General features: G+C 45.1%; 21 protein-coding genes. 6 read left to right on the forward strand and 15 right to left on the reverse strand.

The genetic code is table 11. The features are described 5' to 3' along the window. Positions 1 to 105 precede the first annotated feature (105 nt). Positions 106 to 1221 carry an IS200/IS605 family element RNA-guided endonuclease TnpB gene (gene tnpB, locus EO93_RS11870; RefSeq protein ID WP_048134183.1) on the reverse strand — a complete coding sequence of 372 codons (1116 nt, stop codon included), beginning with the start codon at positions 1219 to 1221 and terminating at the stop codon, positions 106 to 108. 722 nt (positions 1222 to 1943) lie between these two features. Beyond that, a complete protein-coding gene (locus tag EO93_RS18210; RefSeq protein ID WP_048162708.1) occupies positions 1944 to 2378 on the reverse strand; it encodes a hypothetical protein in 435 nt (144 codons plus the stop codon). Between the two features lie 545 nt (positions 2379 to 2923). On the opposite strand from EO93_RS18210, the gene EO93_RS11880 reads away from it, so the two are divergent. Beyond that, positions 2924 to 5284, forward strand: coding sequence for a heavy metal translocating P-type ATPase (locus tag EO93_RS11880; protein WP_235284237.1), 2361 nt, complete (start codon positions 2924 to 2926; stop codon positions 5282 to 5284). A gap of 329 nt (positions 5285 to 5613) precedes the next feature. Beyond that, positions 5614 to 6150 carry a cytochrome c gene (locus EO93_RS11885; RefSeq protein WP_235284238.1) on the forward strand — a complete coding sequence of 179 codons (537 nt, stop codon included), beginning with the start codon at positions 5614 to 5616 and terminating at the stop codon, positions 6148 to 6150. 131 nt (positions 6151 to 6281) lie between these two features. On the opposite strand, the gene EO93_RS11890 is transcribed toward EO93_RS11885, so the two are convergent. The 3 genes from EO93_RS11890 to EO93_RS17800 all read right to left on the reverse strand — a co-directional run bounded on the left by EO93_RS11890 (position 6282) and on the right by EO93_RS17800 (position 8268). After that, positions 6282 to 6500 (reverse strand): PLDc N-terminal domain-containing protein, encoded by a 219-nt coding sequence (locus tag EO93_RS11890; RefSeq protein ID WP_048134886.1) that lies wholly within the window; start codon positions 6498 to 6500, stop codon positions 6282 to 6284. Positions 6501 to 6689: 189 nt separating this feature from the next. Further along, positions 6690 to 8036: an MFS transporter gene (locus tag EO93_RS11895; protein ID WP_048162868.1), complete on the reverse strand. Its 1347-nt coding sequence runs from the start codon at positions 8034 to 8036 to the stop codon at positions 6690 to 6692. Positions 8037 to 8097: 61 nt separating this feature from the next. Further along, positions 8098 to 8268 (reverse strand): hypothetical protein, encoded by a 171-nt coding sequence (locus EO93_RS17800; protein WP_162197445.1) that lies wholly within the window; start codon positions 8266 to 8268, stop codon positions 8098 to 8100. A 160-nt stretch (positions 8269 to 8428) separates the two neighbouring features. Between EO93_RS17800 and EO93_RS11905 the strand changes: the two genes are divergently transcribed. Then, positions 8429 to 9265, forward strand: coding sequence for an SAM-dependent methyltransferase (locus EO93_RS11905; protein WP_235284239.1), 837 nt, complete (start codon positions 8429 to 8431; stop codon positions 9263 to 9265). Positions 9266 to 9513: 248 nt separating this feature from the next. Here EO93_RS11905 and EO93_RS11910 read toward each other — a convergent pair whose 3' ends face one another. From EO93_RS11910 to EO93_RS11935, 6 genes are all read right to left on the reverse strand, one after another. Next, positions 9514 to 10992 (reverse strand): phenylalanine--tRNA ligase subunit alpha, encoded by a 1479-nt coding sequence (locus EO93_RS11910; RefSeq protein ID WP_048162711.1) that lies wholly within the window; start codon positions 10990 to 10992, stop codon positions 9514 to 9516. Between the two features lie 78 nt (positions 10993 to 11070). Next, entirely contained in the window at positions 11071 to 12384 is a 1314-nt protein-coding gene (locus EO93_RS11915) for a tryptophan--tRNA ligase (protein WP_200898114.1), read from the reverse strand. A gap of 258 nt (positions 12385 to 12642) precedes the next feature. After that, complete coding sequence (locus EO93_RS11920) at positions 12643 to 13857, reverse strand: radical SAM protein (RefSeq protein ID WP_048162713.1); 1215 nt, start codon at positions 13855 to 13857, stop codon at positions 12643 to 12645. Positions 13858 to 14183: 326 nt separating this feature from the next. Continuing rightward, a complete protein-coding gene (locus EO93_RS11925; protein WP_048134892.1) occupies positions 14184 to 14792 on the reverse strand; it encodes a translation initiation factor IF-2 subunit beta in 609 nt (202 codons plus the stop codon). Positions 14793 to 14829: 37 nt separating this feature from the next. Further along, positions 14830 to 15351 (reverse strand): 50S ribosomal protein L16, encoded by a 522-nt coding sequence (locus EO93_RS11930; protein WP_048134893.1) that lies wholly within the window; start codon positions 15349 to 15351, stop codon positions 14830 to 14832. 281 nt (positions 15352 to 15632) lie between these two features. After that, positions 15633 to 16790 carry a DUF1786 domain-containing protein gene (locus tag EO93_RS11935; protein ID WP_048134894.1) on the reverse strand — a complete coding sequence of 386 codons (1158 nt, stop codon included), beginning with the start codon at positions 16788 to 16790 and terminating at the stop codon, positions 15633 to 15635. 245 nt (positions 16791 to 17035) lie between these two features. Here EO93_RS11935 and EO93_RS11940 point away from each other — a divergent pair, with 245 nt between their 5' ends. Next, a complete protein-coding gene (locus EO93_RS11940) occupies positions 17036 to 17575 on the forward strand; it encodes a molybdenum cofactor biosynthesis protein B (RefSeq protein WP_048162870.1) in 540 nt (179 codons plus the stop codon). Between the two features lie 138 nt (positions 17576 to 17713). Here EO93_RS11940 and EO93_RS11945 read toward each other — a convergent pair whose 3' ends face one another. The 4 genes from EO93_RS11945 to EO93_RS11955 form a co-directional block, all read right to left on the reverse strand. After that, positions 17714 to 17977, reverse strand: coding sequence for a FeoA family protein (locus EO93_RS11945; RefSeq protein ID WP_048162714.1), 264 nt, complete (start codon positions 17975 to 17977; stop codon positions 17714 to 17716). Then, a complete protein-coding gene (locus EO93_RS18000) occupies positions 17974 to 18138 on the reverse strand; it encodes a hypothetical protein (RefSeq protein WP_200895042.1) in 165 nt (54 codons plus the stop codon). The genes EO93_RS11945 and EO93_RS18000 overlap by 4 nt, the downstream gene beginning before the upstream one ends. Next, positions 18135 to 20270 (reverse strand): ferrous iron transport protein B, encoded by a 2136-nt coding sequence (feoB, locus tag EO93_RS11950; RefSeq protein WP_052735454.1) that lies wholly within the window; start codon positions 20268 to 20270, stop codon positions 18135 to 18137. The genes EO93_RS18000 and feoB overlap by 4 nt, the downstream gene beginning before the upstream one ends. Positions 20271 to 20541: 271 nt before the next feature. Further along, on the reverse strand, positions 20542 to 21339 hold the full coding sequence (locus EO93_RS11955; RefSeq protein WP_048162715.1) for a winged helix-turn-helix domain-containing protein: 798 nt from the start codon (positions 21337 to 21339) through the stop codon (positions 20542 to 20544). 389 nt (positions 21340 to 21728) lie between these two features. On the opposite strand from EO93_RS11955, the gene EO93_RS11960 reads away from it, so the two are divergent. Together EO93_RS11960 and alaS are read left to right on the forward strand one after the other, a co-directional pair. Next, entirely contained in the window at positions 21729 to 21989 is a 261-nt protein-coding gene (locus EO93_RS11960; RefSeq protein WP_048134897.1) for a YhbY family RNA-binding protein, read from the forward strand. Between the two features lie 616 nt (positions 21990 to 22605). After that, on the forward strand, positions 22606 to 25383 hold the full coding sequence (gene alaS / locus EO93_RS11965) for an alanine--tRNA ligase (RefSeq protein WP_048134898.1): 2778 nt from the start codon (positions 22606 to 22608) through the stop codon (positions 25381 to 25383). Positions 25384 to 25774: the final 391 nt, after the last annotated feature.

Below are 25774 nucleotides of genomic sequence, written 5' to 3' on the forward strand. Positions count from 1 at the left end.
GTGAACTACCCCCTCCCTGCCTGATGGCGAGGAAGGGGCTTCTTGCTTCATCCCCCGAACTACTGTTCGCAAGTCCACAAGCCCATCCCCTACGTTCCGTAGGTGTCAGATAACTATAAGATTTTGTTCTTGAAGAGAGAATTTTTTGATATTGATTGCAGCATTTATATCTCTATCATGTTGTGTTTTGCAATCAGGACATACCCATTCTCTAACTTTCAAGGTAAGATTAGAATTGTGATAACCACAAACATTACATATCTTTGAAGAAGGCTCAAATCTACCGATTCTTAGAATAGTCTTACCTAACCAATCAGCTTTATATTCTAATTTGGTTACAAAACTGCTCCAACCTGCATCTGAAATAGATTGAGCCAGACAGTGATTCTTGACCATGCCTTTAACATTCAGAGTTTCCAACGATATAGCTTGGTTCTCGCAGATAAGTTTAGAAGAGAGTTGGTGTTGGAAATTATTCCTCTGATTGCTAATAGTTTCATGGATTTTTGAAAGATGATGTCTTGCTTTAGTACGGTTATTAGAACCTTTTACTTTCTTTGAAACTCTTTTCTGCAAACATTTCATTCGTTTTAGAGAATTTTTAAGGTATTTCGGATTCTCAACTTTTTCACCTGTAGAAAGAACTGCAAAATCTTTGATACCTACATCAATGCCTACAGTGTTAGATTCTGATATTTCTTGTTTATCAGGAAGTTCTACTCCATTATCTACAAGAATAGATATGAAGTATTTTCTAGTACATGACCTTGAAATGGTTGCAGTCTTCATAGTACCTTCAAACCTTCTATGAAGAACTGCTTCAACTTCACCCATTTTTGGAAGCTTGATAACATTTCTTTCAAAATCTACTGTATAATGCTGTGGCATTTGATAAGATTGAACTGGATTTTTCTTTGATTTGAAGTTAGGGAATCCAGATTTTTCTCTAAAGAACTTAGTGAAAGCGGATTCTACGTTTACTAAACAAGCAAGTAGAGCCTGAGAATTAGCTTTTTTCAGCCATTCATTAGAAGGTTTTACTTCGTGAACTAAAATCTTTTGTAAGTCAAACCTTGATATTGATTTCTTAGTTTGCTGATAAGTTTTAATTTTCTGTTCTAAAGCCCAATTATAGACGAATCTACATGCACCAAAATGAAGATTTATAAATTCTTCTTGGTTTTTGTCTGGGTAGATTCGGTACTTATAGGCTTTTAACATACTATAGTTTATACGTTTTAAAGACATATGTACATTTCGCTAAAATGTAGTTTATTAAGTTATAAAGTTATATTTACTACTGTGCGAGGCTGCGCTTTCATCCCCCACCTGTCGGCTGATGCCTCCGAGGAAGGGGACTTCACGCTGTGCCTCTGCGCTCCCAAGTTAAACTCTGGCTGATTTCTCTTTGATTTTCCCTGATCTTTTTTTTCTTTGATACATTGTATATATTATGCATCAGTCCTTTGTTTTTTTAATCATTATAAATATATTGCGCAAGCCTATATTTTTTATACGAATACGGGAATAATTTCGGCCACGTTGCTTTATATATATGTTTAATAATATTCCGTACAATGTGAAATTAACTCAAAAGATGATGGAAAAATGAACGAGACAAAAAGCTGTGAAGTCAGGTGTACAAATTGTAGAAAATGGTTCCGCTCACAAATTGTTCAGTTTGAAGAGGCAGAAACATTTCTGCACGCTGTACTGTACAAAAATGCAGAACCATGCCCATACTGTGATACAATGGTTTCTCACGACAAAGAAATCATGAGATTCTTAGAAAAAGATAGTAGTGGTAAAGTCATTAAAGAAACCAGGTGCATATATAATTTTTAAGCTCTGTAGAAATCCTCCGAAATTACAAATCTCCATTAATTTTAACTGAATTGCCTGATATATTTTTACTTCTTTATTTTCAGCCTCTCGAAGCTGATTCATCCTTCGCGAGGTTGTATTCTTTTTATGCACGCATTTTCTTTTTTAATCCACTCAGAAAATGTAAGATGGTATAAAACGGAGATTGTGAAACCCTTAATGGAAACACAAATTGCAAAAGGTATAAAATAACTACAGAAAAAACTAAGCGAAATCACTGGATTATGGAATTGTGTCGAAAAAAAGCGATCTAGATTTTTATTATATATTTCAAATAGTTTGCACTCCATTTCTTTTTGTTGATCCAACATGCGCTGTCCCTTAAGATAAATGACCCGCACATTTTTAAATATTTTCACTACATCTTCAATTTCTGTGATCTCACCAGAACTTTCACCATGGTTTTTTTGTTTTCGGATCTCCAGAAGCAGCTTAATGTTTAACCTGCTGTTCTCCTGGATCAAGCTCTGAATATGAACAGCTTGTTTGTGCATATTCTCGTTTAGTTTTTCTATCTGCTCATCCTTAGTGTGCAGCAGGCCATAAAGTGAAAATAAGTCTCAGAAGTTTCTGGAAAAATAGGTCATGTATGACTCCTGATTTCGGTGTATCATATGCTGTATTTTTATATTTTTACCTGCCTTAATGAACTCTCTCGTCTTTCTTTTTCTTTTATAAGGTGATCAGATATATTTATCAGATTTGTGTATCTATATTATAATATGTCGACGTTGTTTGAAGACTTTGGGGCCATTAGTTATATTCCTGCGAATGTAGCTTTCTGGTCTACCGTCTTCCTCGGGGTCGTTTGCTTCATTATGCTCTATTTTTTGATATTCACTGTGCGTCGGGGTATTAAGAGTAAACAAAATCACTAAAGTTTTCTTTTATTACATTTTTATGTTTTCTTTTATTTCCATATACCTTTTTGAAATCAATTCTATTATTTTTCGACTCAGGATATTTGATTCCTTTATTTTCAAATATATTAGAGATTATAATATCTTAAATAATTTTAAAATTCGGGGGCATTGGGGATATGCAGGCTGAAGGGAATGGACTGGACACTGATAGTTCTAATATTCAGGTAAATGAGCCTTCTCTTTCCAATAAAGAACATAACTCTGGAAGGGAAATGTCAGGAAATTCCCATGAATTTCACGACGAAAATGGGAATAAGCCTGCTGAAAATATGATTCATGAGGGCCATCCGGAAGATAAAATAGGGCATGCCGGAGAGAAAACCCAAACCCAAACCCATGAGCAGCACGAAGAGATGAAACATGGGCATCCTGAAGGAATGAAACCTCAACCTCAAGGTCATGACCAGCACGAAGGAATGAAGCATGAGGGACATGAAATGTCCGGGGGAAAAGGTCATGATGATCATCATGCTCATATGCTTGCAGATTTCAGAAAAAGGTTCATTGTCTCTTTTATACTGACCTTCCCGGTTTTGCTGCTCTCTCCCATGATTCAGGGTTTTTTTGGCTTTGAGCTTCGCGTCCCCGGTGCGGATATTCTTACCTTTTTGCTGTCATCGGTCGTTTATTTCTACGGCGGGTACCCCTTTCTCAAGGGGATAAAAGACGAGCTTGCAGAGAAATCTCCGGGAATGATGACCCTCATAGCCGTTGCTATCAGTGTGGCTTATTTTTACAGCTCTGCTGTGGTCTTCGGGCTTCCCGGCGGAGTCTTTTTCTGGGAACTGGTGACCCTTATCGATGTTATGCTGCTCGGGCACTGGCTGGAGATGCGTTCGGTAATGGGGGCTTCAAGAGCCTTTGAAGAGCTGGTTAAAATAATGCCGTCGGTTGCCCACCTGAAGAAAAACGGCGAAACTGTTGACGTGAGCGTTGACCAGTTAAAAATTGGAGATTGGGTGCTGGTCAAGCCAGGGGAAAAGATTCCTGTTGATGGAACCGTTACTGAGGGGATGAGCAGTGTCAACGAATCCATGCTCACCGGGGAGTCAAAACCTGTCACGAAAAAGCCGGGAAATGGGGTCATAGGCGGTTCGATTAACGGGGAGGCAGCTTTTGTTGTGGAGGTCAAAAAAACAGGAAAGGACACCTATCTCAACCAGGTTGTCGAACTTGTCAGAACAGCCCAGGAGAGCAAATCAAAAACTCAGGACCTGGCAAACAGGGCTGCTATGTACCTTACGATCATAGCCCTGACTGCGGGAGCTCTCACATTTATTCTCTGGAGCTTCTCCGGTCAGGAACTTGTTTTTGCTTTGGAGAGGGCAGTTACTGTAATGGTTATTACCTGCCCGCATGCCCTTGGGCTTGCAATTCCTCTGGTGGTTGCAGTTTCAACATCTATTGCCGCAAAATCCGGGCTTCTGATCAGGGACCGGCAGGCGTTTGAAAAAGCCCGCAGCCTTGAAGCTGTAATCTTTGATAAAACTGGTACCCTCACTGAAGGCCGGTTTGGAGTAACGGATTTAGTTTCTCTCTCAGGTGAAGATGACAAAAAGAATGACAAAAAGAATGACAAAAAGAATGACAAAAAGAATGACAAAAAGAATGAAAAAAAGATCCTCAGCCTCGCAGCTTCCCTTGAAGCAAGTTCGGAACACCCGATTGCAAGAGGAATCCTTGAGAGCGCCAGGGAAAAAGGAATCGAGCCTTCTCAGGTCGAAAAGTTCAGTTCCATTCCGGGAAAAGGAATAGAGGGCATAATTGATGGCAAGAAATTCCTGTTAGTAAGCCCGGGCTACCTTGAAGAAAAAGGAATCAGCCTGAATGACGGGAAAATTGAATCTGAGAAAATTGAAGAAATTAAGGAGCAGGGAAAAACCGTTGTATTTCTGCTTGAAGGAGAGAAAGTGCTCGGAGCCCTTGCACTTGCCGATATTATCAGGAAAGAGTCAAGGGAAGCAATCTCAAAGCTCAAAGGAATGGGCATAAAATGCCTGATGCTTACCGGGGACAACCGTTATGTTGCTGCCTGGGTAGCGCGGGAACTGGAGCTTGACGACTACTTTGCGGAAGTCCTTCCTCACGAAAAGGCAGCAAAGGTCATGGAAGTCCAGAAGCAGTACGTTACCGGAATGGTCGGAGATGGGGTCAATGACGCCCCTGCCCTTGCCCAGGCAGATGTGGGAATCGCTATCGGGGCAGGCACGGACGTTGCAATCGAAACCGCCGATATCGTGCTGGTTAAAAACGATCCCGGAGATGTGCTGTACATTATTGAGCTTTCCAGAAAAACTTACTCCAAGATGTACCAGAACCTGCTCTGGGCAACCGGGTATAATGTTTTTGCAATTCCGCTCGCAGCAGGAGTACTCTATGGATACGGTATCTTACTGAGCCCTGCCGTGGGTGCGGTTCTCATGAGCTTGAGTACCGTGATCGTAGCTATAAATGCAAGAGCTTTAAAGATGGGGTAATTTTATGTTTGGAATAATTCGTGGTTTGATGAAAATGCTGGCTCTGGCAGCACTGGTTTCTGCAGGAGTCAGATTCGTCTTAAAGCATGTAAGGGGAAAAAGAAGAAAATAATAAACAGTGAACAGGAAGCCTGATCATTTTGACTGGTCATTTTGACTGATCATTTTGACTGATCATTTTGACTGATTATTTTCACAGATAAACTCATGTCTGATTTTAAGGGGGTAAAAGCATCGCAGACGGGGAAAGCAAAAGCAATCCGTTCCTGATTATTCTGCTGGTTCTGGTAGTTGCAGGAATATTTGTCCTTATTTTTATGTTTTGGGCCATGGGAGGTCTTTATCGTGCCGGGGACGGTTTCTACGGCCGGTCTGATATTTATTCGGAAAACTGGACTTCATATCCCGGAAGAGGTATGTATCCAGGCGGCGAAATGTATCCCGGTAGTGGAATGTATCCGGGAAGGATTTCTACTTCCTATAACAGAAGTGATTTTGAGTCAAATGGGGAGGTAATCTATTATACCGGATTTAACGAAAGCGGTGGGCTTATCGAGACCGAGTATGGTCCTCACTGGCTGTACGTTCACGGAGGGAGCTGCGTTGACTGCCATGGGACTGACGGTAGAGGAGGCTATCCGGTAATGATGGGTTTTGAGGTCCCTCCGGATATCAGGTATGAAAGCCTTGTTTCTGAAGATCACGAAGAAGAGGAAGAACATCCTCCATACACGGAAGAGACCATCAAAAGGGCAATCAGGGAGGGAATTGATCCTTCAGGTGAGCCTCTTGACCTTACCATGCCCAGGTGGAAGATGACCGATAAAGATGTGGGCGATGTTGTTGAATACCTTAAAACACTTTGAGGGTAAATTCCCTCTCCTTTTTCTCCGGACATTTTGAGGCCCAATCATTCAAATAAGGTCTTTAAAGGCCTTCAAATAGACTTTCATGCTTTTAAACAACCACTCAGGAACCACCTTGATTCTTTCTGGAATTATCTGCCGAGTTCTTTGACTCTTTTAGGTTGCCTGATAAGATAGTAAAGAAAAGCACCTACAATATACGTAAAAACTATAACAATGACCCAGATCAGGCGCGTATTCCCTTTATCCGTTTCTTTTCGCAGGCAGTCAACAAGGGTCCAGGCCCAGAGGATGAAAGAAAGAAGAAACATAAATCCGAATATAATGAGAATAAGGGAATTACCGTACATTTTACTGTTTCCTGTTTTGGTTTTTTATTAGTCCGAAGTTTTTATTATTCCAGGGTTTTATTAGTCTGGATTTTATTAGTCTGGATTTTTTCAGCCCTTTTCTATTTTCAATATACAGCCCTATTTACTTAAACAGTTTGGTTTTTCGCTTTTTTTCATTCCATCGTTCTATGGTTTCAAATTATTTTCTCAGTACTTCAGCTCTTTTTCAAATTGCCTGAGCCTGAAATTGAGTAAAAATACGGTATAAATTACCATACCTGCGAGTAAAAAAGCTCTTCCTGCAAGCAGTTCATATAAAAGCCCGCCGAGGATCAGCCCGGTTATGCTTGCAAGCCCCCCGAAACTGCTGGCAAACCCCTGTATAGTTCCCTGGTAGTTCTTCCCTGCAATTTTTGATAAAAGGGAAAGGAAAGAAGGCCACATAAGCCCGTCACCCAGTGCGAAAAACCCTGTTGCAAGATAGGTCAGGAAGAGGTTTCCGGGGATAAGCAGCAGAAAGTTCGTGCCGAGCATCAGGCTTCCGAATATTATAAGTGAGGCATCTGAATATCTTTTTGAAAGCTTTGGGAGTATAGAACCCTGCACAATTATCAGAAGGCCGCTCAGGACCGTAAAGTAGACCCCCATTTTTGCGATGCCCCAGTCAAGGGCTGCGATTGCATGCAGTGGAAAAGCGGTGTAGAATATATTGAAGCCGAGAAAGATGAGAAAGTAAAGGCCGAGCATATAAGGGATATTCGGAAGCTTTAAAACTTCCCGAAAGGAAGGCTTCCCGGTTTCCCGCGTAGTCCTGCATTCCTTTATCTCGTAGCCAAAGACTTTTCGTATGTCCTCAGCATCGGCAGGTCCTTCAAGAGAACACTCTTTGTTTTCAGGGATATATAATACGATAAGTGCGGTCCCTATAAGTGATATTACTACTGCTCCCAGTACAGGAGCCGCTTCTCCGTATGCTGTTATGCTCAAAAGCCCGGCAAGGGCAGGGCCCACTATGAACCCGAGGTTTGAGGAAATCGACATTTTTCCGAAATTCCGGTTCCTGTCTTTTTCTTCGGTAATGTCTGCCAGATAGGCATTGGCTACGGACACATTTCCCCCCGTCAGCCCGTCAAGAGCCCGGGCAAAGAAGAGCACTGCAAGGGGCAGAGTGAAGGTAAAAGCTCCCAGGATTTCGGAGTCAACTTTAAAAAGGGTTACAACCGGAAGAAAAAGAGCTCCGAGAAAGATAATCCAGGAAAGCAGAGTTCCAAGCTGGCTTAAAAGCAGGATCTTTTTACGCCCGTAAATGTCAGACCACCTGCCGAGAATAGGGGCGCCTATGAGCTGGAAAGCAGGGTACATGGAACTTGCAAGCCCGTAAATGAAGGCATTGCCTCCAAGCCGGCTCACGAGAAATACAAGGAAGGGGAGAACGATACTGAACCCGAGTGTACCTATGAAATTGACTGTAAGGAGGGGGAGAAGATGAACATTCTCTCCTGTCGGAGGGTCGGGACTATTTTCCTGACTCCTGTTTTCCTGACCTGTTTCCATATTTTCCGGGCTGGTTTTCATATTTACCGGCTTATTTCCGGAAGCCTTTTCCTTTGAATCTTCAGGAATCTTCCCCTCTCCCTTTTTCAAACGATATTTCAGGCTTATCAAATAAAGGTTGCTTTTCAGATAACAGTTTACTCCCTGAGAACAATTTATTTTTTAATCCTGAGGATCTCAGCCCAGTCCCGCTTCCCGCACTTCGGGCATTTGAGATACTTTTTACGTTCATAACCCCGTTCCAGTTTTTCTGTTTTGAAGTTTTATGCCAAAAATAAGGCTCCATATTTACTTAATATTTCTATGAAATCCGATGGTAACAAAATTAAACGTATATGCTGCACTAAAGTAAATAGAGAAGCATTATGACAAAAGCTGCAGCTAAAACAGGCGTGAGTCCAACAGCACTGGTTGCTATTGAACAGTATTTTCCTGTGGAGCAACGCATCATCGAAGATGACCTTGCCTATCGAATACTTCCGTTAGGCATGAGATCTCTTGTATGGCTGATGCGGTTTAATTTGTTCAGAACCTGGATGATCCGAGTTACCAGGAATGACACTCCCGGTCTCTGGGGTGGTATGCTGTGCAGAAAAAGGTACATAGACGAGAAGCTGATCGAGTCGGTCAATAAGGTTAATGCGGTCGTGAATCTGGGTGCTGGCTTTGACACCCGGGCATACCGGTTAGCTCTATCTAACATGCCAGTCTGGGAGGTCGATCAGCCTGAAAACATTAAGTCCAAGCAGACCAGGCTGTGTAAGTTATTCGGAGCAGTCCCGTCCCATGTAAGGCTTGTGCCGATCGATTTCGATCGAGAAGAGCTGGGCCCTGTTCTTGCGTCTTATGGTTACTCCGAGGACAGGCGGACATTTTTCATCTGGGAGGCTGTCACGCAGTATCTGACTGAAACCGGAATTAGAGCGACTTTTGATTTTCTGGCTAAAGCCGAGCATGGCAGCCTTCTGGTTTTCACATATATTCGCAAAGACTTTCTCGATGGCCGGGTCATGTACGGCTGGGAGAATATCTACAAAAAGTACGTAAGGGATAAGATCTGGCTTTTCGGGATGAACCCGGAAGAGTGGCCGGTTTTTCTTGAGGGGTACGGCTGGCAGGTAGTCGAGCATGTCGGTTACGAGGAGCTTGCCGAGTGGTATATCAGGCCGTCAGGTCGGGAACTTGCTTCTACACCGGTTGAAAGGATAATCTACGCGGAGAAAGTCTAATCGAGTCCTATTGCGCGTATGCACAACTAACTTCTTCTCACTCCACGGAACGGTTTAGCCAACCTGTTTTGAGCAAATTGATGAGCAATCTCCGGTCGCGCCGGTAAAATTGAATCTCAAAATGTCAACCGTCTGATAACGTGAGATCATAAATGTGAAAAAAAGAAGTTGCCTGCGGGCTGGGACAGGCAGTTTTTACAGCCCATGAGTCACTTAAGTTTTTAAAGCTTGAAATTAGCTTTAAGTTTTCAGATCTTGCATACTTCGCTTTTCCTGAGCCAGTCAATATCGGACTGGTAGAGGAGCCTCAGGTCTTTAAGCCCAAGTTTCAGCATGGCGAGCCGGCTTACCCCGAGCCCCCAGGCAAGGACGGGTTCTTTGATCCCGAAAGGTTCTGTAACTTCTTTCCTGAAGACGCCTGCGCCTCCGAGTTCAACCCAGCCGAGGCCTTCCACGTAGACCTCAGGTTCCACACTCGGTTCGGTATAGGGGAAATAGCCGGGGCGGAAGCGGATTTCTTCGAACCCCATCCTGTGGTAGAACTCTGCCAGGAGGCCAAGCAGGTCTGCAAAAGACATGTCCTTGTCCATAACCACGCCTTCAAGCTGCTCGAATTCAGGGGTATGGGTCGGGTCAATTGTCTCCCTGCGGTAAGCCCTGTCAATACAGAAGGCTTTTACAGGCGGTTCGGGATGGTCTGCGAGGTACTTTATGGTTACTGAAGTGGTATGGGTCCTGAGCACATTGCGCCCGGCAAGTTCCCTGTCCCAGATTCCTCCCCAGCCGCAGGAGTCAATGTCCCCTCCGTTCTCGTGCATTGCTGCCACTTTCTCTGGATATTCAGCCGGAAGCTGGCAGGTACTGCCAAGGTGGAAGGTATCCTGCATATCCCTGGCCGGATGGTCCTGGGGCTGGAAGAGGGCGTCGAAGTTCCAGAAAGAGCTCTGGATGATGCCGCCTTTGATCTCTGTAAAGCCCATTTCCAGGAAGATCTGGCGCATCTGTTCAATCAGGCGCCTGTAAGGGTGGATTTTTGCTCCGTAGAGGGGCTTTGGAGTAATGTCAAGCCTGTAAGGTCTGAACTTTTTCCCTTTCCAGGCTCCACTCTTCAGCAGTTCGGATGTGATCTGGGCAATTTCTTCTTCAAGGACAATACCCTGCGCTGCAAGGGCTCTTCCTGCACCTGTTATGGATACAGTCCTGAACTTCTCTTCTTGTTTTATGACAATTTTGCGCTTGAGCAGGTCCTTTACAGTCCCTTCATCGGCTGCAAGCTCTTCGAGAGTCTTTATCTTGCCTGCGAAAGATGTAAGGGCTTCTTCATCTTTGCCAGCAGGAGCTTTTCCCGAAGGCACCATCATCCCGTTTTCAACCTTCGCCCACCCTTTTTTTACGAGCCAGCCGGTTGCAATTCCCATGGTCTGAGGGGAAAAACGGCTCCTCAGTTCTTCAAGGGAGGTAGGATTTTTCAGGGCGTCAATTATCTGGCGCTCCGGAAGTCCTGTTTTTGTATATTTTTCTCCTTCCTTTGTAAGGGAGTAGCGTTCGAGCACTTTTTCGGAAATGGATGCAAGTTCTTTTTCCTGGAGCATGAAGGCTGCCTGCATTGCCGCATCCACCTGAAGCCCGGACTTCTCTTCCAGTTTATCGGGGGCTGCCGACCCCAGTTCCTCAAGGGCGAGCAAGACTTTTTTCTCGTTGATTGTGAGGTTATCCTGAGCACTCATATTGTAACCACGTCCTGATCTTCCTGAAATGATTAAGAATTTGATAGGTTATAAGAATTTAATAAGTATATTTTTAATTTAATTTTTGTAAATAATTCTGTACTCGTCAAGCTGTTCCCTGGCAAGTTCCCGCTTTTCCTGATGGTCTTTAAGGAAATCATGCATCTTTTCGGCTGCAAGCTGTTTGCATGAGCCGCACATCCTTGTTCCTGAGACACATTCCTGCCTGATTTCCAGCAGTTCTTTGTCATCATCAAGCAGATGGAAAAGCATCAGTTCGAAGACAGAACACTCTTCGGGCTTTCCGCCAAGCTTTTTCTGCTCTTCCAGGGTTACACAGCCTCCGGTCTTTGCCTTCTTTACCTTTTTTGCCCCTTCCTCCGGGTCGTCCGTAAGGGCAATCTGGCTTTCAGGAATGCTGCTGGACATCTTTCCGCCCTGAAGCCCGCTCATGAAGCGGTGATAGGTGGATGCAGGAGGAATGAAAGCGTAGCCTCCGAACTCGACTGCTACGTCCCTGACAAGCTTTTCAAGTCCTGCAAGATCGGGATATTCGAGTACGTCAATGTGCTCTTCATAGAGTTTTACTTTCCCGGGAATGCGTTTCTTGAGCTCCTGAAGGGCCTCTTTCGGGGCTCCTTTTCCCCTGACGCTCAGGTATTTCCTTTCTGTCTTTACGTCTGCCCGTTCCTCTACCCTGAACATGTTCATCTTGCCGGCAAGCCCCCTTGTAAGGCGGAGGTGAGGGTCCTGGTCCGGGCCCGCTGGTACTACAATGGGTTTTGGTCCCCCAAATTCTTCTAACTGGGGCTGGAGGATATCTGCAGCCTGGGTTGCTGCGCTTATCATATGGGAGAGGCCTGTCTCTCCTGAAAAACCGTAGATGGCGCTCAGTTCCGAGAAATTAACCTTGACCCCGAGTTCAAATGCCAGGTCTTTGACGCTTCCACAGCCTGACTGGAAATAGATAAGGCCGTCGGGTTTGAATCCGAAGGCAATCAGGCTTAATATGTATTCTTCTACCCCGATTTCCCTGCACTTCTGCCAGGAAAAGCCGCGGACTGAAAAAGCTTCTCTGTCTGCAATCCCGACAAAGGCGGAAGCTCCCATTTCCTGGTGCCAGACTATCTGGTCCATGACCATCTTGTGCCCAAGGTGGACCTTTCCGGAGGGCATAAAGCCGTCCATGACTGAAAATGGGGCACCTGTCCGCATGGCCTCTGCAATCTGTTCGTAATCACGGTGCCCGAAGATAACTTTCCTCCGCATGTACATATGCGGGGAAGGGATTTCCGGAAGTACGTTTTCAAAAGGAGAAATCCCGAATTCTTCGAATAACTTGGAATAGTCAGTGATCTCGCTTGAACTCCATGGGTCAAGTTTAGTATTCATAAAGTCCCTCATGGGCTGCCTTTTCCGGAAAATTGCCGAAGGCAGCTTTTTCTTGCTACATAAATAAGGGTGACGTAAATAAGGGTGTAAACCCCGCTCCGGCTAAATTGCTCTTTAAAAATACCTGCTCATATGTAAATGTTTATCTTCTGGCAGCCCTGGATACTGTCATCTACCTGGTATCTATCTGCTTTTGTTCCTTTAATATTCTCATCCGGCTGCCAGTAAATTCTGAGCAATTCTGTTTATATGCCCCGGTTATTTCTCGCAAATCTCTTCAAAAGGATAGGGCAGTTTTGCCTCTTCAGGGATCTTGTCAACGAATTCCATAAACTCGGGGTCATGCATGGGGCTCAAATTTTTCTGCCGCTGGAAATACGGATAGCTCCTGATCCTCTGCCAGATCTCTTTTAAGGGTACTTCTTTTACATTCCCGAATCTGAAAGGAGGGTAAGGGCTTGGTTTTACATCACCATCGGCGGTTACATGCATCCAGCGCCGGCCTGCCATTGCACCCATCATCTGCCCTTCGAAATAAGTGTTTGAAAACATGCGAGGGCCTTTCGGATCCGAGTTAATCCTGTGGTACATTTCAAGGATTATTCTCCGGTCCCGGTCTGTAATCACAGGGTCGTCTCTGTTTTTTGGCATTGATTCCCAGACTGAAAACTCATGTACCCCGAGTTCCGATGCAAGGGCATAGAGGGCAGGAAGTTCCTGCATGTTTGACGGGGAGGCGTGAGTTGTCATAACAACCAGAAGCCCGGCTTCCAGAGCCAGTTTTATGGCAGAGATCGCCCAGTCGTACGCTCCTGGGGAGTTTCGGGCAGCATCGTGTTTTTCGGGATTAGTTGAATAAACGCCAACCATGAGGGAATGAAGTCCGGCTTCTTTCAGTTTAAGGGCAGTTTCTTTTGAAAAATCCGTGCCCCAGGTGGAACAGTTCACTATCGCGCGGTTTTTGTCCACATACTCGATAAGCTCGAAGACATCTTCCTTCAGCAGGGGGTCATTCTCAGTAAAAGTGATAATGAGGGTCCCAAGTTCCAGGGCTTCGTCTATTATTCTTTTAATTGTGCCTGTATCCAGTTCGTTAGCGGCTGTTCCTGGCGGGTACCTTGAACTGGTCTGGCGGGTGAGCTCAATGGAGACGGTTTCAGGAATATATTTTCCCAGAGCTATCTGAATTTCTGCAAAAATGAGGCGCTTGAAAACGGGGCCTGGGATGGGAGGCAGCCATGCTGAAGGAACAACCCTGTCCTCCTGTATAAGAGCCGCTTTCTCCTCCTGAAGGCGTGAATTCATCTTTTTCAGTATAGGGCCGCAGGCTGCTTTCAGGGTCCCGCTTGCTGTAAGTTTCAGGGCTTTCCCTTCATACTGCTGAAGGTTCACAGACAGCCCTGGCATGGAGAAAAGTTCTATATTTCTGTCCTTTACAGGAGGGTCCAGTACAGTCTTTTTTTCAGGAGTCATTTTTCCTCACAGGTGATTTTCTTACGGGTTCCTGATTTGACTGGAAAATATTTAAAATCGTCTCTGGTTTAAACCGCTCGTTTAAATCATTCCTGGTTTACCGGGCTAAACGGAGGCGTTTTTTTTCAAAAAATATACTTCAAACCAGCCTCATAGAACCATTAAATCTTTAAAAATAGGCAGTGCCTGAATGTAATACTGAACACGAAATTATGTTGAATATCAGTCTTGAAAATGAGGACTTCGGCTGTCCGACGCGATGACTGAAATTAATTAGTAGTCAGCCTGGACAGCCTCTTAAAGTATTTAAAAAAAAAGCTTAAACCTTATGCCCTTTCTGAGAAGGCAAGGTTTCCGCTGATTTTCTTTATTTTTACTTTGACCACATCGCCTTTTGCGGCTCCGGGCACGAAGACTGTGTACTTATCGATTTTTGCTATCCCGTCACCTTTGGACCCAACGGCATCTATCCGGAGTTCGTAGGTTCCGCCTTCTTCGATAGCATCCCTGACAACCACGTTGCTTACCTTTCTCTTTTTGACAGGTCTGTGAGCCCCACAAGCAGAACATTTCAGGATAAGCACTCTGTCCACCCTTACAAGCTGGGTATCAGGGCGTTCACATTCCGAACACATAACGTATTCGTCAACATATGCCTGAATATTATCTGTAATCTGAGCTCTCGTAAACCTGCCCTGGAAGACTGCACGTGTGCCTTCTATCTTCCCTGCAGTCCCCAGTTCCCTGGTGAGATATTTCATCAGGTGGTCAGGGTCCCGGTTAAGGATGTCTGCAATGTTTCCAAAGTTATCCAGAATTGTGGTTTTACCTTCGGAAAAGAGTTTGGGTTCAGGGATTACGAATCGAGCATCAGTAGTCTCGGTGTCCGGCATCTTTGCCATTGCACGATCCAAAAGCTCTTCGTAATCATACATTCTTTAGACTCCTTTGTAATCTTTAAGGATTTACCGGTTACTGTACCAGTTCTGCGCCTTCATCGATAACGATTCTGCAGGGTGTGGGCAGCTTCTGTCCAGCGTGCCAGAGAGCTTTCTTTGCAGCCTGGAAGTTCTGCTTCTCAACTGCCACTGTAAAGATCTTCTGCATTGCGTTTACCCTTGCTGCAGTACCGACATTCTTTCCAAAAGCCCTGCGCATCCCACTGGATACACGGTCAGCACCAGCGCCTGTTGCCTGTTTGTTTTCCCTGAGTACTTCGTGGGGGTAAACACGGAGCTTCATGTAAAAGCCCATCTTTCCGGCATCTCCACTCAGGTGCCTGTTTGCTGTAATACGGGCTGCTTCAAGAGCAACGTGCCTGATCTGGCATTTTTCTTCTACAAGCAGGGAAATTTTAATCGGGAAGGAGGTATTTGCTTTATCTCCCATGTCATAGTGAATAACCTGACTTCCGGGAACACCGCCCATGTATTTTTTTCTGGTAAATGAGCGCTGTCTCACGTTTCTGTACATACTTCCTGGCTTTCGTACCATAAGATTGATTCTCCTGAAATATAATGATTTTAATAGAAATTTGTTGTAACGGATTTGTTTCCGTATATAAATGTTTGCATCGCGTTTGTAAGAAACTGTTTAGCAAACCATTCAGTATCAGATATGTGCATATAGAGCTACCTGCCTGTATTTACATTTATCTGTAAATCTGCCCTTGCGGGTTGGCAGGAAACTTCTGCGTCCCCATGTTCTCCGATAGGGAATTTCACGCTTGAAATTCTACAGTCCCTAAAATTTTATATATCCCGAGCTTAGGTGACTTATTCCCTACTACTTAGTGGTTTATAAGTTTTATTGATAGCCTCCGGTTGTTTATATGATGGTTCCGAATATTTCTCAAAAAATCCTGTAAGAAGCCCGAAACAGCCTGAAAGCATCATACTCCCGAAGGGTGCGGCAAAGTGCAGCTTTTTTGAAATTTCCTGCCTGACTTCTGAGCCCGGGAGCTTTTCAAGCATCTCCCTTTTCGGACCTGTAACCATTATAGAGCGCACCTGCTCAATGCCAGGGGCTTCCTTTATATATGCACCATGCCCTCCGTCATTAAAGACTTCCTCAAAGCCAAGCGCCCCCCCGGCAAGTCTGATAACATAGTCCTGGAGCTTTTCCGGGTCCATGCTGGAACTATGATGCTCAAAAATAGCTGTGATCCTGTTTTCATTTACAAGAGCCCCAAGAGTATGTCCGTTTCCTATATTGACCACTATGGAAGGTTGGACGGCTACAGGGTCAGTAAGAGCCCCGAATATGGCTGCAGATCCCGTATCCATGAAAATTGCCCGCGTTTTAAGGGCTGTCGTGGCTTTAAGAAGTGAATCTGCCTGGGCTTTCATGCGGGTAAAAGCCTGCGGGATTTCTTCGGGCCGGTACACAAAGTTTTCGAGTTTTCCTCCTTCATCTATAAGTTCTTTTAAAAGTTCAAACCTGTAGACTCTGTTGCTCTTATCCGGGGCGTTTCCATGGTCCTGTACTGCCACTGCATAATTTTCCGGCATCCTGACTTCAAAATTTGAAAGTGCGCATGAAACGGCGCAGGGGTCAAAGTCCTGCATAACAATTTCCAGCGCCTCCCCTGAACCTGCAAGTTTTTTTGCCTCTTCCTCCGAGACAATCCGGACTCCGAAAGCCTTCACTCTCTCAAGGTTATCATGAATGGTCAGAGCAGCTTCTTCAGTGGCATACACCGGAAGACCTGCTTTCAGGTGAGTGCGGACAGCCCATGCCGAGGGCCCTCCTCCCATTATGGTTCCGGTAAGTACAAGCGCCTTTCCTGCCTTTGTTACTCTCCGCACTCTTTCCGCAGTAACCTGTGTGGGAGCGGGCATGACCATTATCAGGCTGTTTTCAACCTCTTTTTCCGAATCAAAGAGCAGAATATCCTGCGTACCTGTTCCTATATCCGCCGCAAGTATATGCATAACCTGAGCATTGGGCTGGTAAGTTATTAAAATATGGGCAGGCAAGTAAACATAACAGGATACGGAATAACAGGATGAATAGACATAATGTGGAAACATAATGTGAAATCATAATGTGGAAACATAATGTGGAAACATAATGTGAAATCATAATGTGAAATCATAATGTGGAAACATAATGTGGGAACTGAACAGGGTCCCCAGAAAAAGAGAATAATCTGAATATATTGGAGAGTGCTGTTTTCATGCAAGAATCCATACCGGAAATTCACAAAAAATACTCTAAAAAATCTTTTTCTTTTGCCATAATTACAATTTCTACCTCAAGGTACGAAAAATACGGAGACTCAGTTTCTCCCGACAAGGCGGAAGACCTTTCGGGAAAAGCTATGAAAGAACTTCTTGAGGCCGCAGGCAACAACGTCTCTTTCTACAGGCTTGTGCCAGATGAAAAAAATACACTTCTTGATGCCGTTTCTGACGCCCTTGACAGCTCTGCGGATATTGTCGTAACAAGCGGAGGCACAGGGCTTGCTCCAAAAGACCTTACTATAGAGTCCGTAGCCCCTCTTTTTGAGAAGGAAATCCCTGGCTTCGGGGAACTTTTCAGGTATAAAAGCCTTGAAGAAATAGGCACTTCCGTAATCCTGACCCGAGCCGCAGCAGGCGTGATTAAAGGAAAGGCAGTGTTCTGTCTCCCGGGGTCCCCAAATGCCGTAAAACTGGCCCTTTCTAAAATTATCATTCCCGAAGCCGGGCACATTGTCAGGCACGTAAGGGAATAAATCCCTCCTTTTTTCCCGGTTTCTTTTTCCGAGCTGCGCCTTTTTACAGAAGAATTGAGAAGTTCTGTTCCTGAAGTCTGCAGATCAATTTCTTCTATTCTTCTGTATTTACTGTGATTCTTCTGACCCTGTACCGGCTCAGTAACTGACAAAGATATGGTTTGCAACTTCCCTGTCCACGGCATACCGGGTCTGGTCTACCTCAAAGAAGTAAGAGGGAGAGCGCCTGAGCAGGGTAACAGGCATGCCGGGCAGGATGCCCATTGCTATCAGTTTCTGCAAAATCCCCTGGTTTTTCGTTTCCAGATGGGAGATCTTTCCCGCTTTTTTAGGCTCCATTGATGAAAGTGTGGTAGTTTTAAGGGTGGGATTCAGAGAGATCTGTGAATTTTCTGCTATCATTTAAAGAGTCTCCTTATGAGCTGTATTATCTTTGCTTCTTTTACAAGTTCGTACCCGCAGGAAGGGCAGCACTGCTTGTTGCAGTTGTGCAGTTTTCCGCAGCCGGTACATTTCGTTTCATTTGCCTTTTCAAATTCGCTTCCGCACAGGGGGCAGTTCACAGGCTCACCCCCAGCGCGGTTAGCAGGGTGTTTACAATAAAGCCTGCGAGGAAGGCAGAGGGGAAAATGAAGCCGGAGATTGCAAGGGCCGTTCTAAATCCTCTCTCCTTTATTGTCATCATGAACTGGGCAATGCAGGGCATAAAGAGGGTCAGAGTGACTGCCGCAACTACAAGCTGCACGCCTGTCAGTAACCCGGCTTCATGCATTCCGTAGAGCCCTGCTGCCCCGAAGTCCCTCCTGAAAAAACCGAAGAGAAAAATATCAGCAGCATCAGAAGGCAGGCCGATCCAGACGGTCGGGTATTCCATAGCTTTCAGGGCAAGGGCAAAAAGACCTGTCAGCCTTCCTATCCAGATCAGCACGCTTGCCAGGACAAAGAGGGGCAGGACTTCCAGGAAGTACCAGTGCATCCTTGAATAGGTCTTCACGGCTATGTTTGAAAGCCGCGGTATCCTGAGGGGAGGCATTTCCAGTATGAAGGTCGGAGCTTCTCCCGGCAGAAGTCTGGCAGCCAGGTATCCTATGAAAGCAAACTCAAGCACTATTACGCCAGCCCAGACAATCAGCCCATTTGGGTTTCCGGAAAGAATGGAAAGAATAATGCCAAGCTGGGCCGAGCAGGGGATGGCAAGGGCGAGCAGAATGGTTGAAATCAGCCTTTCCCTTTTTGTCTCAAGAGTCCGCGTGACCATCGTAGCCATAGTTGAGCAGCCAAAACCAAGCACCATCGGAATTACTGCCCTTCCGCTGAGCCCTATTTTTTTGAACATCCCGTCCAGGAGCAGGCCCAGCCTCGGGAGGTATCCCGTATCTTCGATAACTGAGAATACGAGGAAAAAGGCTCCCACTATCGGCAGGATAAGGGCAATTGCATAGGTTACAGCCTGCGTAAATATCCCGTACTCCCCTACAAAGAGGTCCTGCAGGGCAGGGTAGGGCACAAGGGATGTGAACCAGGTGGTTACCAGGGGGTTTATGTGCTCTCCGAATACCCTGTTTTCCAGGAAGTCGACAAGAGTGCCTGCTGCAAAGACTCCTACGAAACGGTAAAGCCCGAAGTACAGGACAAGGAGGAGCACCGGGATGCCAAGCAAAGGATGGGTTAGCACGCTATCGATGTTTTCTGCAAGGAGGACTTTTTTCGTTTCCCTTTTCTTCTTTTCGGTTTTTGTTTTCTGTGCTGCTTTTTTCTCCTTTCCCTGCACTCCCATTACCTGCTCTACGATTTCGTTTACAGGCTCCTGCCTCTTGAGGGTGAACAGGTAGGACAGAGGGACCCCTGCTTTTACTGAGGCTGTTTCTGCAAGTTTCTGAAACTGCTCATTCTGAAGCTCCTCAAAATCATTTTTACCGGCCTCGCTTTTCTCACTTTTATGCCTGTATGCCTCAACGTGGCTGGACACAGAGTCAAGTGCCGTCCTGTCTCCCTGAAGTAGCAGGAGAGCAAGGGACCTTTTTGATATCCCTGTTTCTTCTGCAGTTTCCAGCAAGCCTTCTATTTCCGAGATGTACGGCTCTACTTCAGGTCCGTAATCGATTTCCGGCGTGGTTTTCTCATGAGTAAGTTTTTCATGAGAATATTCCGCAATTGCAGCTTTGAGTTCTTCAATTCCTTTCCCCTCACTTGAAACCGTGCCTACCACAGGGATTCCGAGGGACCGGCTGAGTCCATGTATGTCAATTTCTATTCCCCTTTCCTCAGCTTCGTCCATCATGTTCAGGACAAGGATAAGGGGGAGCCTGGCTTCAAGGAGCTGGAGTGTAAATGAGAGCATGCGCCTGAGATTCCTGGCATCCACCACATGCAGGCAGACAAAGGTTTTCTCGTCAAAGAGCAGGCGCTGAGATACTCTCTCTTCCTCGCTTACAGGGAGCAGGGAATACATTCCGGGAGTATCGATAATTTCGTACTCCATGTCTCCTATCTTGCTTTTTCCCCGGCTGACCTCAACTGAGGTCCCCGGATAGTTTGAGACCACAGTATAACTTCCGGAAAGGGCATTAAAAAGGCTGCTTTTGCCCACGTTAGGGCTTCCTACAAGTACGATTTTGGGCAGCCCTTTACCAGGAGTGCATTCTTTTTTCCCCCGGCAGCACTTCTTCTCAGGACAGATAAGTGGCAGTTTCATGCTTTAACTCTCATTTATGCGTCATATTTATTTTTAGGTACGCCTAAATTTTGACTTTTGCCATATTTAGGCATACCTAATATTTAAGGTTAATGAAATACCTCCGGATTTTTATAGGGGAGCCTTAATTAAAAACAGCCTCGTCTAAAAACATTAATTAAAAAAGTCTCACTTAAACATATTAATTTAAAAATAGTTCCTCTAAAAAGGTTTCAATCTCAGATGGCTCTAAAAAATAGCCTTTGACCCGAGATTACGTTTTTACAGGTTCTTATTTGTCTTTAATTTTTATCTCTCTGCTCATGTCTCTGAAGTATTCGAACAGGTCTTTTCCCCATTCTATTGCCCCGGGTTCGAAGCTTATTACATACTGGCGGTCAAATCTTCCGCTTTCATTAAACAGCCCCAGAATCATTATTTTATCAGAAGATGCAACGACTGCAGGGATCTCCACTTCTTTTTTGTCCATTATAAAGAGACTTGCATTCTTCATTCTGAGAAGCTCTTCTCCTTCTTTTTTGAAATCCTCTGTAAGCCGTAAGTACACAGATTCGCTCAGGACAAGGGAAATCTCAGTGCCTCTTCTGGTAAGATCCAGGAAGAAGGCAGGGAATTGGGGATGAAAATAGGAGAAAAACATAAGGATATGATTCGAGTTAGAAACATATTTCATGAATTCCGGGTTAATATCAAAAGTATGGCTCAGGTCCGGTTCTATCAGGCTATAATTTCCAAGTTCGCTGATCCGTTTCATAATATGGGGGGGAATAGGTGAGAGTTTTCTGTCTGCCCAGAATTCTTCATTTTTCTCAAAAATCTCCAGGGTATCCAGAAGAGGCTGCATTTTCTCTATAACAATCTCTCCTATCAGGCTGAGGCGATAAACTCCTTCTTCGTGGATTACAAGGTTCTGTTCTTTCAGCTTTTTTATCTGGGGAAGGAGAGCGGTTCTTGGAACCTGAAGCCTTTCAAGAATCTCCTGAGCATTCTTTGGTCCTTCCTTCAACAGCAGGAGAAAAGCTTTTCTCTTCTCTGAAAACAGGATCAAATCAAGCAAGTTTGGGTTCATTTACAGTCGCCTCCCTGAAGTGGAAGAGGGGTTTTATGCTCCGTTTTTGGTTCTCTATAGCGTTAATGAATATCAAGCCGATAATAAAGATGTCGAAATTATGTGAAATCCCTGTCCATGTTCGGTATCTATCAACGCAAAAAGCCCACATACGGGTGAAATAAGTAATTTATAAAAGAACTGGAAACCAGCTGATCCCCGAAATTGGGCTCACCGGGAAACTTTGATATAGATGCCGGTGAGAATGGGTGAAATCATACTCAAGGGTAAACTAGCTTCAAGGTAGAAGGAATTATTTCATCGATGTTGTGCATTTCTTATCACATTGATGATGTGAGCTTTTTATAATTAGCAGGCGAGTTTTATCATTAGCGATGTGAGGAAGGGCAATGGAGAAAGAAAAACTATACCAGCTGAAATCCGATGCAAGCAAGATCAGTCCTATTCTTAATATTGGAAAGAATGGGGTCACTGAAACTTTGATCGAAGAACTGAACAATAAGTTGAAAGTTAACAGGCTTGTAAAGGTCAGGGTACTCAAGAGCGCAGAAGAAGGAAAAGATTTGAAAACGATCGCAGCTGAGATTGCCGCAGCTACAAGATCCACACTGATTGACGTACGCGGCAGGACAGTTGTGCTGTACAGGTAATGATTTTAGGGAGCAGGCATACTTGATTAGCGTTACTTGATTAGCGTTGTTTAAGTTGAAGCTTTTGAGTAACAGTATTATAATTAAGGGTACTTAAGTAGCCGAAGTATGCCTCCTTTAACCTTCTCCCTACGATGTCTTTTTTTCGGGTAGCTTTACAGACAAGAAGTTTGCCTCAGGAGGCAAAGAACACTTTCTTATCTTTCACACTGAAGAACAAAGTTTTTCTGTAGAAGTGCCCCTAATAGTTAAGGTTCGTAAGTGTGGGCTCGTTTAAATACAAAATATTATGTAACATTATTATATATTTCATCAGTATTATGTACATTTCATCAGTATTATGTAAGTTACTTATATTAAAAAACAATTAGCTGTAAAAGTTTATTCGTACACAAGCCCACATAGCCTCATCATTTGAGGTTTATTTCCATGCCGCTGTACGTCAAAATTAATGGATAAACGCATTAAGATCATCATTTAAGATCAGTATAAGATCATCATATAAGCACTAAAGTGCCTGAAACCCCCTGAGACGGTTGAGCTGGGATACTTCTGCTTTCCTTTTATTTTCAGATACAGCGGGGCAGATCGCACCCTACCATCCGGAGAGATTATCATGCTTGAAGATGAGTATCAACTTGACTTTTTCAAAAACAACGGTTTCGTCCGGAAGCAGTGCCAGAAATGTGGCAAATTCTTCTGGACACGTGACCCTGAAAGAAATACTTGCGGAGATGCGCCCTGTGATCCCTATTCCTTTATAGGAAGCCCTGTCTTTTCCAGGGAATTCGATCTTTCAGAGATGCGCGAATACTACCTTTCCTTCTTTGAAGCAAGAGGGCATACAAGGATTGATCGCTATCCTGTGGTCGCTCGCTGGAGAGACGATATTTACCTTACCATTGCTTCAATTGCAGACTTCCAGCCCTTTGTAACTTCAGGACAGGTTCCACCTCCTGCAAACCCCCTTACGATTTCCCAGCCGTGTATCAGGTTAAACGACCTGGATTCGGTGGGCAGGAGTGGACGCCACCTGACAACTTTTGAAATGATGGCGCACCACGCTTTCAACAAAAGGGACAATGAAATTTACTGGAAGGAGCATACCCTGGAACTCTGCGATGAGCTCCTGAACTCTCTCAAGGTAGACCCCTTTGCTGTAACCTACAAAGAAGAGCCCTGGGCAGGCGGAGGCAATGCCGGGCCCTGTGTAGAAGTCATTGTGCATGGGCTCGAGCTTGCCACCCTTGTTTTCATGGACCTGAAGACCGACAAAAAAGGAGATGTCCTGATCAAGGGCGAGACCTATTCAAAGATGGACAACTACATCGTGGATACCGGATATGGTCTTGAGCGGTTTGTCTGGGCTTCAAGGGGTTCACCTACTATTTATGATGCTCTTTTCCCTGGCATAGTAAACGAACTCATGGGGCTCGCAGGGCTTGAACATGAACTGAATAACCCTGAGTATGCAAACATCCTGGCGCAGAACGCACGGCTTGCAGGGTTTATGGATGTCAGTGAAAAGGCAAACCTGCTGGAACTCAGGAAAAAAGTGGCCTCTAGCATTGGGATGACAGTGGAAAAACTCTCTGCTATCATGGAACCTGTCGAAAAGGTCTATGCGATCACTGACCACACGCGCTGTCTCACCTTCATGCTCGGGGACGGAATCATTCCCTCCAATGTCAAAGCAGGTTATCTGGCACGCCTCGTCCTGAGAAGGACGCTGCGCATGATGAAAGACCTTGATATCAGGATTCCACTCGCCGAAATCGTGGACATGCACATAAAGAACATGCCCGAGTACCCTGAGTTCAGGAATAACTTCCCTGTCATTAAGGATATCCTGGAATCAGAAGAGGAAAAGTTCAACGCTACCATGGAGCGGGGACGCAGGATCATCCATAAATCGGCATCCCATTTCAAGAAGACCGGAGAAAAAATTCCTCTCTCCCAGTTAACCGAACTCTACGACTCACACGGAATACCGCCAGAGATGGCAAAAGAAGTTGCAGCCGAGATCGGGGTCGGAGTGGAGTTCCCTGACAATTTCTATTCCATTATTGGTGAATTGCACAACAAAGCTGAAGAAAAGGAAGAACAGGTGATTCCTTTTGCAGAAAGGCTCAAGCACCTTCCTAAGACCAAACGCCGCTTCTATGACGAACCCACCCGTCTGGAGTTCGAGGCAGTCGTCCTTGATGTGTTTGATAACCATATCGTGATGGACAACACATTCTTCTATGCGGAAGGTGGAGGGCAGCCTGCAGATCTCGGGACCGTCACTGGTGGAGATACCGTTTACAGGGTTGTGGATGTTCAGGTCTATGACGGTGTAATCGTACACACAGTTGATATTCCTGACAGGGGACTTGAGATCACCAAAGGCGATATTATCACTGGAAAGGTCGATGAAAAGCGCAGGATGACCCTTGCAAGGCACCACACAGCAACCCATATTGTAAATGATGCGGCCAGAAAGGTTCTCGGAAAACACATCTGGCAGGCTGGTGCCCAGAAGTTTGAGGACCACTCCAGGCTTGACCTTTCCCATTACAGACACATCTCTCCTCAGGAAATCAGGCAGATCGAGCTTCTGGCTAACCGCACGGTTATGGAAAACAAACGTGTGGTTACGGAATGGATGATGAGGACTGAAGCCGAGCAGGAATACGGCTTTGGACTCTACCAGGGCGGAGTGCCTCCAGGAGAGAAGATCAGGATTGTAAAGGTAGGAGACGATGTGGAAGCCTGCGGTGGGACCCACTGCCTGAGTACTGGCATCATCGGGCCTATCAAAATCCTGAAGACAGAGAGGATTCAGGACGGAGTAGAGAGGATCGAGTTTTCAGCCGGAGATGCAGCAGTTCGCGCCATGCAAAAAATGGAATCTCTCCTTGTTGATTCCGCAAAGACCCTGAGCGTGCCTCCGGAACACCTCCCGGTAAGTGTGGATCGTTTCTTCGGGGAATGGAAAGACCTCAAGAAAGAAAACGAAAGGCTCAAAGAAGAACTTGCCCGGTCCAGGGTTTACAGGATGCTCGGGGATGCTTCTGAGGTTGCAGATTTCAGGGTTGTTGCCGAATCTGTTGCGGGAGCAGATTCTCTTGAACTCCAGAAGATAGCTACGGAACTTCTGAAACATGAAAATGTAGTTGCCCTTCTCGCAAGCGATGTCGAAGGCGTCAAGCTTGTAGCATCTGTCGGAGAAAAAGCCCTGAAATCCGGAATCAATGCCGGTGGCCTTATCCGTGAGATGTCAAAGATTGTCGGCGGAGGCGGAGGCGGAAAGCCTTCCTTTGCAATGGGCGGCGGAACTGATCCCACAAGGATACAGGACGCTCTTGCCAGAGGGCTTGAGCTTGTGAAAGATGCCTGCAAGCAAGCCTGAAAACCGAATGGACCTCTCAGGTTGAATGGCTCAATCAAACCCGATTGAGCCGAAAAATCAATGCCGATACCGGGTTTTTAAAGCCCGGTTCTTTTTACTTTTTTAGTTTCTGGATTTCTCTCTTTCAGATCTTTTTATCCTGATGTCTTTTTTTAGAATTTTTCCAATTACAGGTGATCCGTAGTTAATAGGTTGAGACTATTACGGAGCAACCATAATGGCTCCCAGTCTTTCCGTTCTTGCGCCCTGGCGCTGCTGGAGGCGGTGGGCTTTGAGCAAATTAAAGTGAACTGCTTCAGTCGCAATGGTTAATCGGGTCTCAAAATATCACCCGCTTACCAGTGGACGATTAAATTAGAGATTCTAACGTGAACATTCCCCTTCCTTCAGT

Source organism: Methanosarcina sp. 1.H.A.2.2, from assembly GCF_000979975.1.
Taxonomy (GTDB): domain Archaea; phylum Halobacteriota; class Methanosarcinia; order Methanosarcinales; family Methanosarcinaceae; genus Methanosarcina.

Coding starts and splice junctions, on each gene's coding strand:
- EO93_RS11895 (WP_048162868.1), bottom strand. CDS start 8,036: ATGGAAACAGGTCAGGAAAACAGGAGTCAGGAAAATAGTCCCGACCCT.
- EO93_RS11925 (WP_048134892.1), bottom strand. CDS start 14,792: ATGTATGATTACGAAGAGCTTTTGGATCGTGCAATGGCAAAGATGCCG.
- alaS (WP_048134898.1), top strand. CDS start 22,606: ATGCTTGAAGATGAGTATCAACTTGACTTTTTCAAAAACAACGGTTTC.
- EO93_RS11915 (WP_200898114.1), bottom strand. CDS start 12,384: ATGAATACTAAACTTGACCCATGGAGTTCAAGCGAGATCACTGACTAT.
- EO93_RS11960 (WP_048134897.1), top strand. CDS start 21,729: ATGGAGAAAGAAAAACTATACCAGCTGAAATCCGATGCAAGCAAGATC.
- EO93_RS18210 (WP_048162708.1), bottom strand. CDS start 2,378: ATGCACAAACAAGCTGTTCATATTCAGAGCTTGATCCAGGAGAACAGC.
- EO93_RS11885 (WP_235284238.1), top strand. CDS start 5,614: ATGGGAGGTCTTTATCGTGCCGGGGACGGTTTCTACGGCCGGTCTGAT.
- EO93_RS11940 (WP_048162870.1), top strand. CDS start 17,036: ATGCAAGAATCCATACCGGAAATTCACAAAAAATACTCTAAAAAATCT.
- EO93_RS17800 (WP_162197445.1), bottom strand. CDS start 8,268: ATGAACGTAAAAAGTATCTCAAATGCCCGAAGTGCGGGAAGCGGGACT.
- EO93_RS11935 (WP_048134894.1), bottom strand. CDS start 16,790: ATGCATATACTTGCGGCGGATATAGGAACAGGTACGCAGGATATTCTG.
- EO93_RS11890 (WP_048134886.1), bottom strand. CDS start 6,500: ATGTACGGTAATTCCCTTATTCTCATTATATTCGGATTTATGTTTCTT.
- feoB (WP_052735454.1), bottom strand. CDS start 20,270: ATGAAACTGCCACTTATCTGTCCTGAGAAGAAGTGCTGCCGGGGGAAA.
- EO93_RS11920 (WP_048162713.1), bottom strand. CDS start 13,857: ATGACTCCTGAAAAAAAGACTGTACTGGACCCTCCTGTAAAGGACAGA.
- tnpB (WP_048134183.1), bottom strand. CDS start 1,221: ATGTTAAAAGCCTATAAGTACCGAATCTACCCAGACAAAAACCAAGAA.
- EO93_RS11930 (WP_048134893.1), bottom strand. CDS start 15,351: ATGGTACGAAAGCCAGGAAGTATGTACAGAAACGTGAGACAGCGCTCA.
- EO93_RS11945 (WP_048162714.1), bottom strand. CDS start 17,977: ATGATAGCAGAAAATTCACAGATCTCTCTGAATCCCACCCTTAAAACT.
- EO93_RS11955 (WP_048162715.1), bottom strand. CDS start 21,339: ATGAACCCAAACTTGCTTGATTTGATCCTGTTTTCAGAGAAGAGAAAA.
- EO93_RS11910 (WP_048162711.1), bottom strand. CDS start 10,992: ATGAGTGCTCAGGATAACCTCACAATCAACGAGAAAAAAGTCTTGCTC.
- EO93_RS11880 (WP_235284237.1), top strand. CDS start 2,924: ATGCAGGCTGAAGGGAATGGACTGGACACTGATAGTTCTAATATTCAG.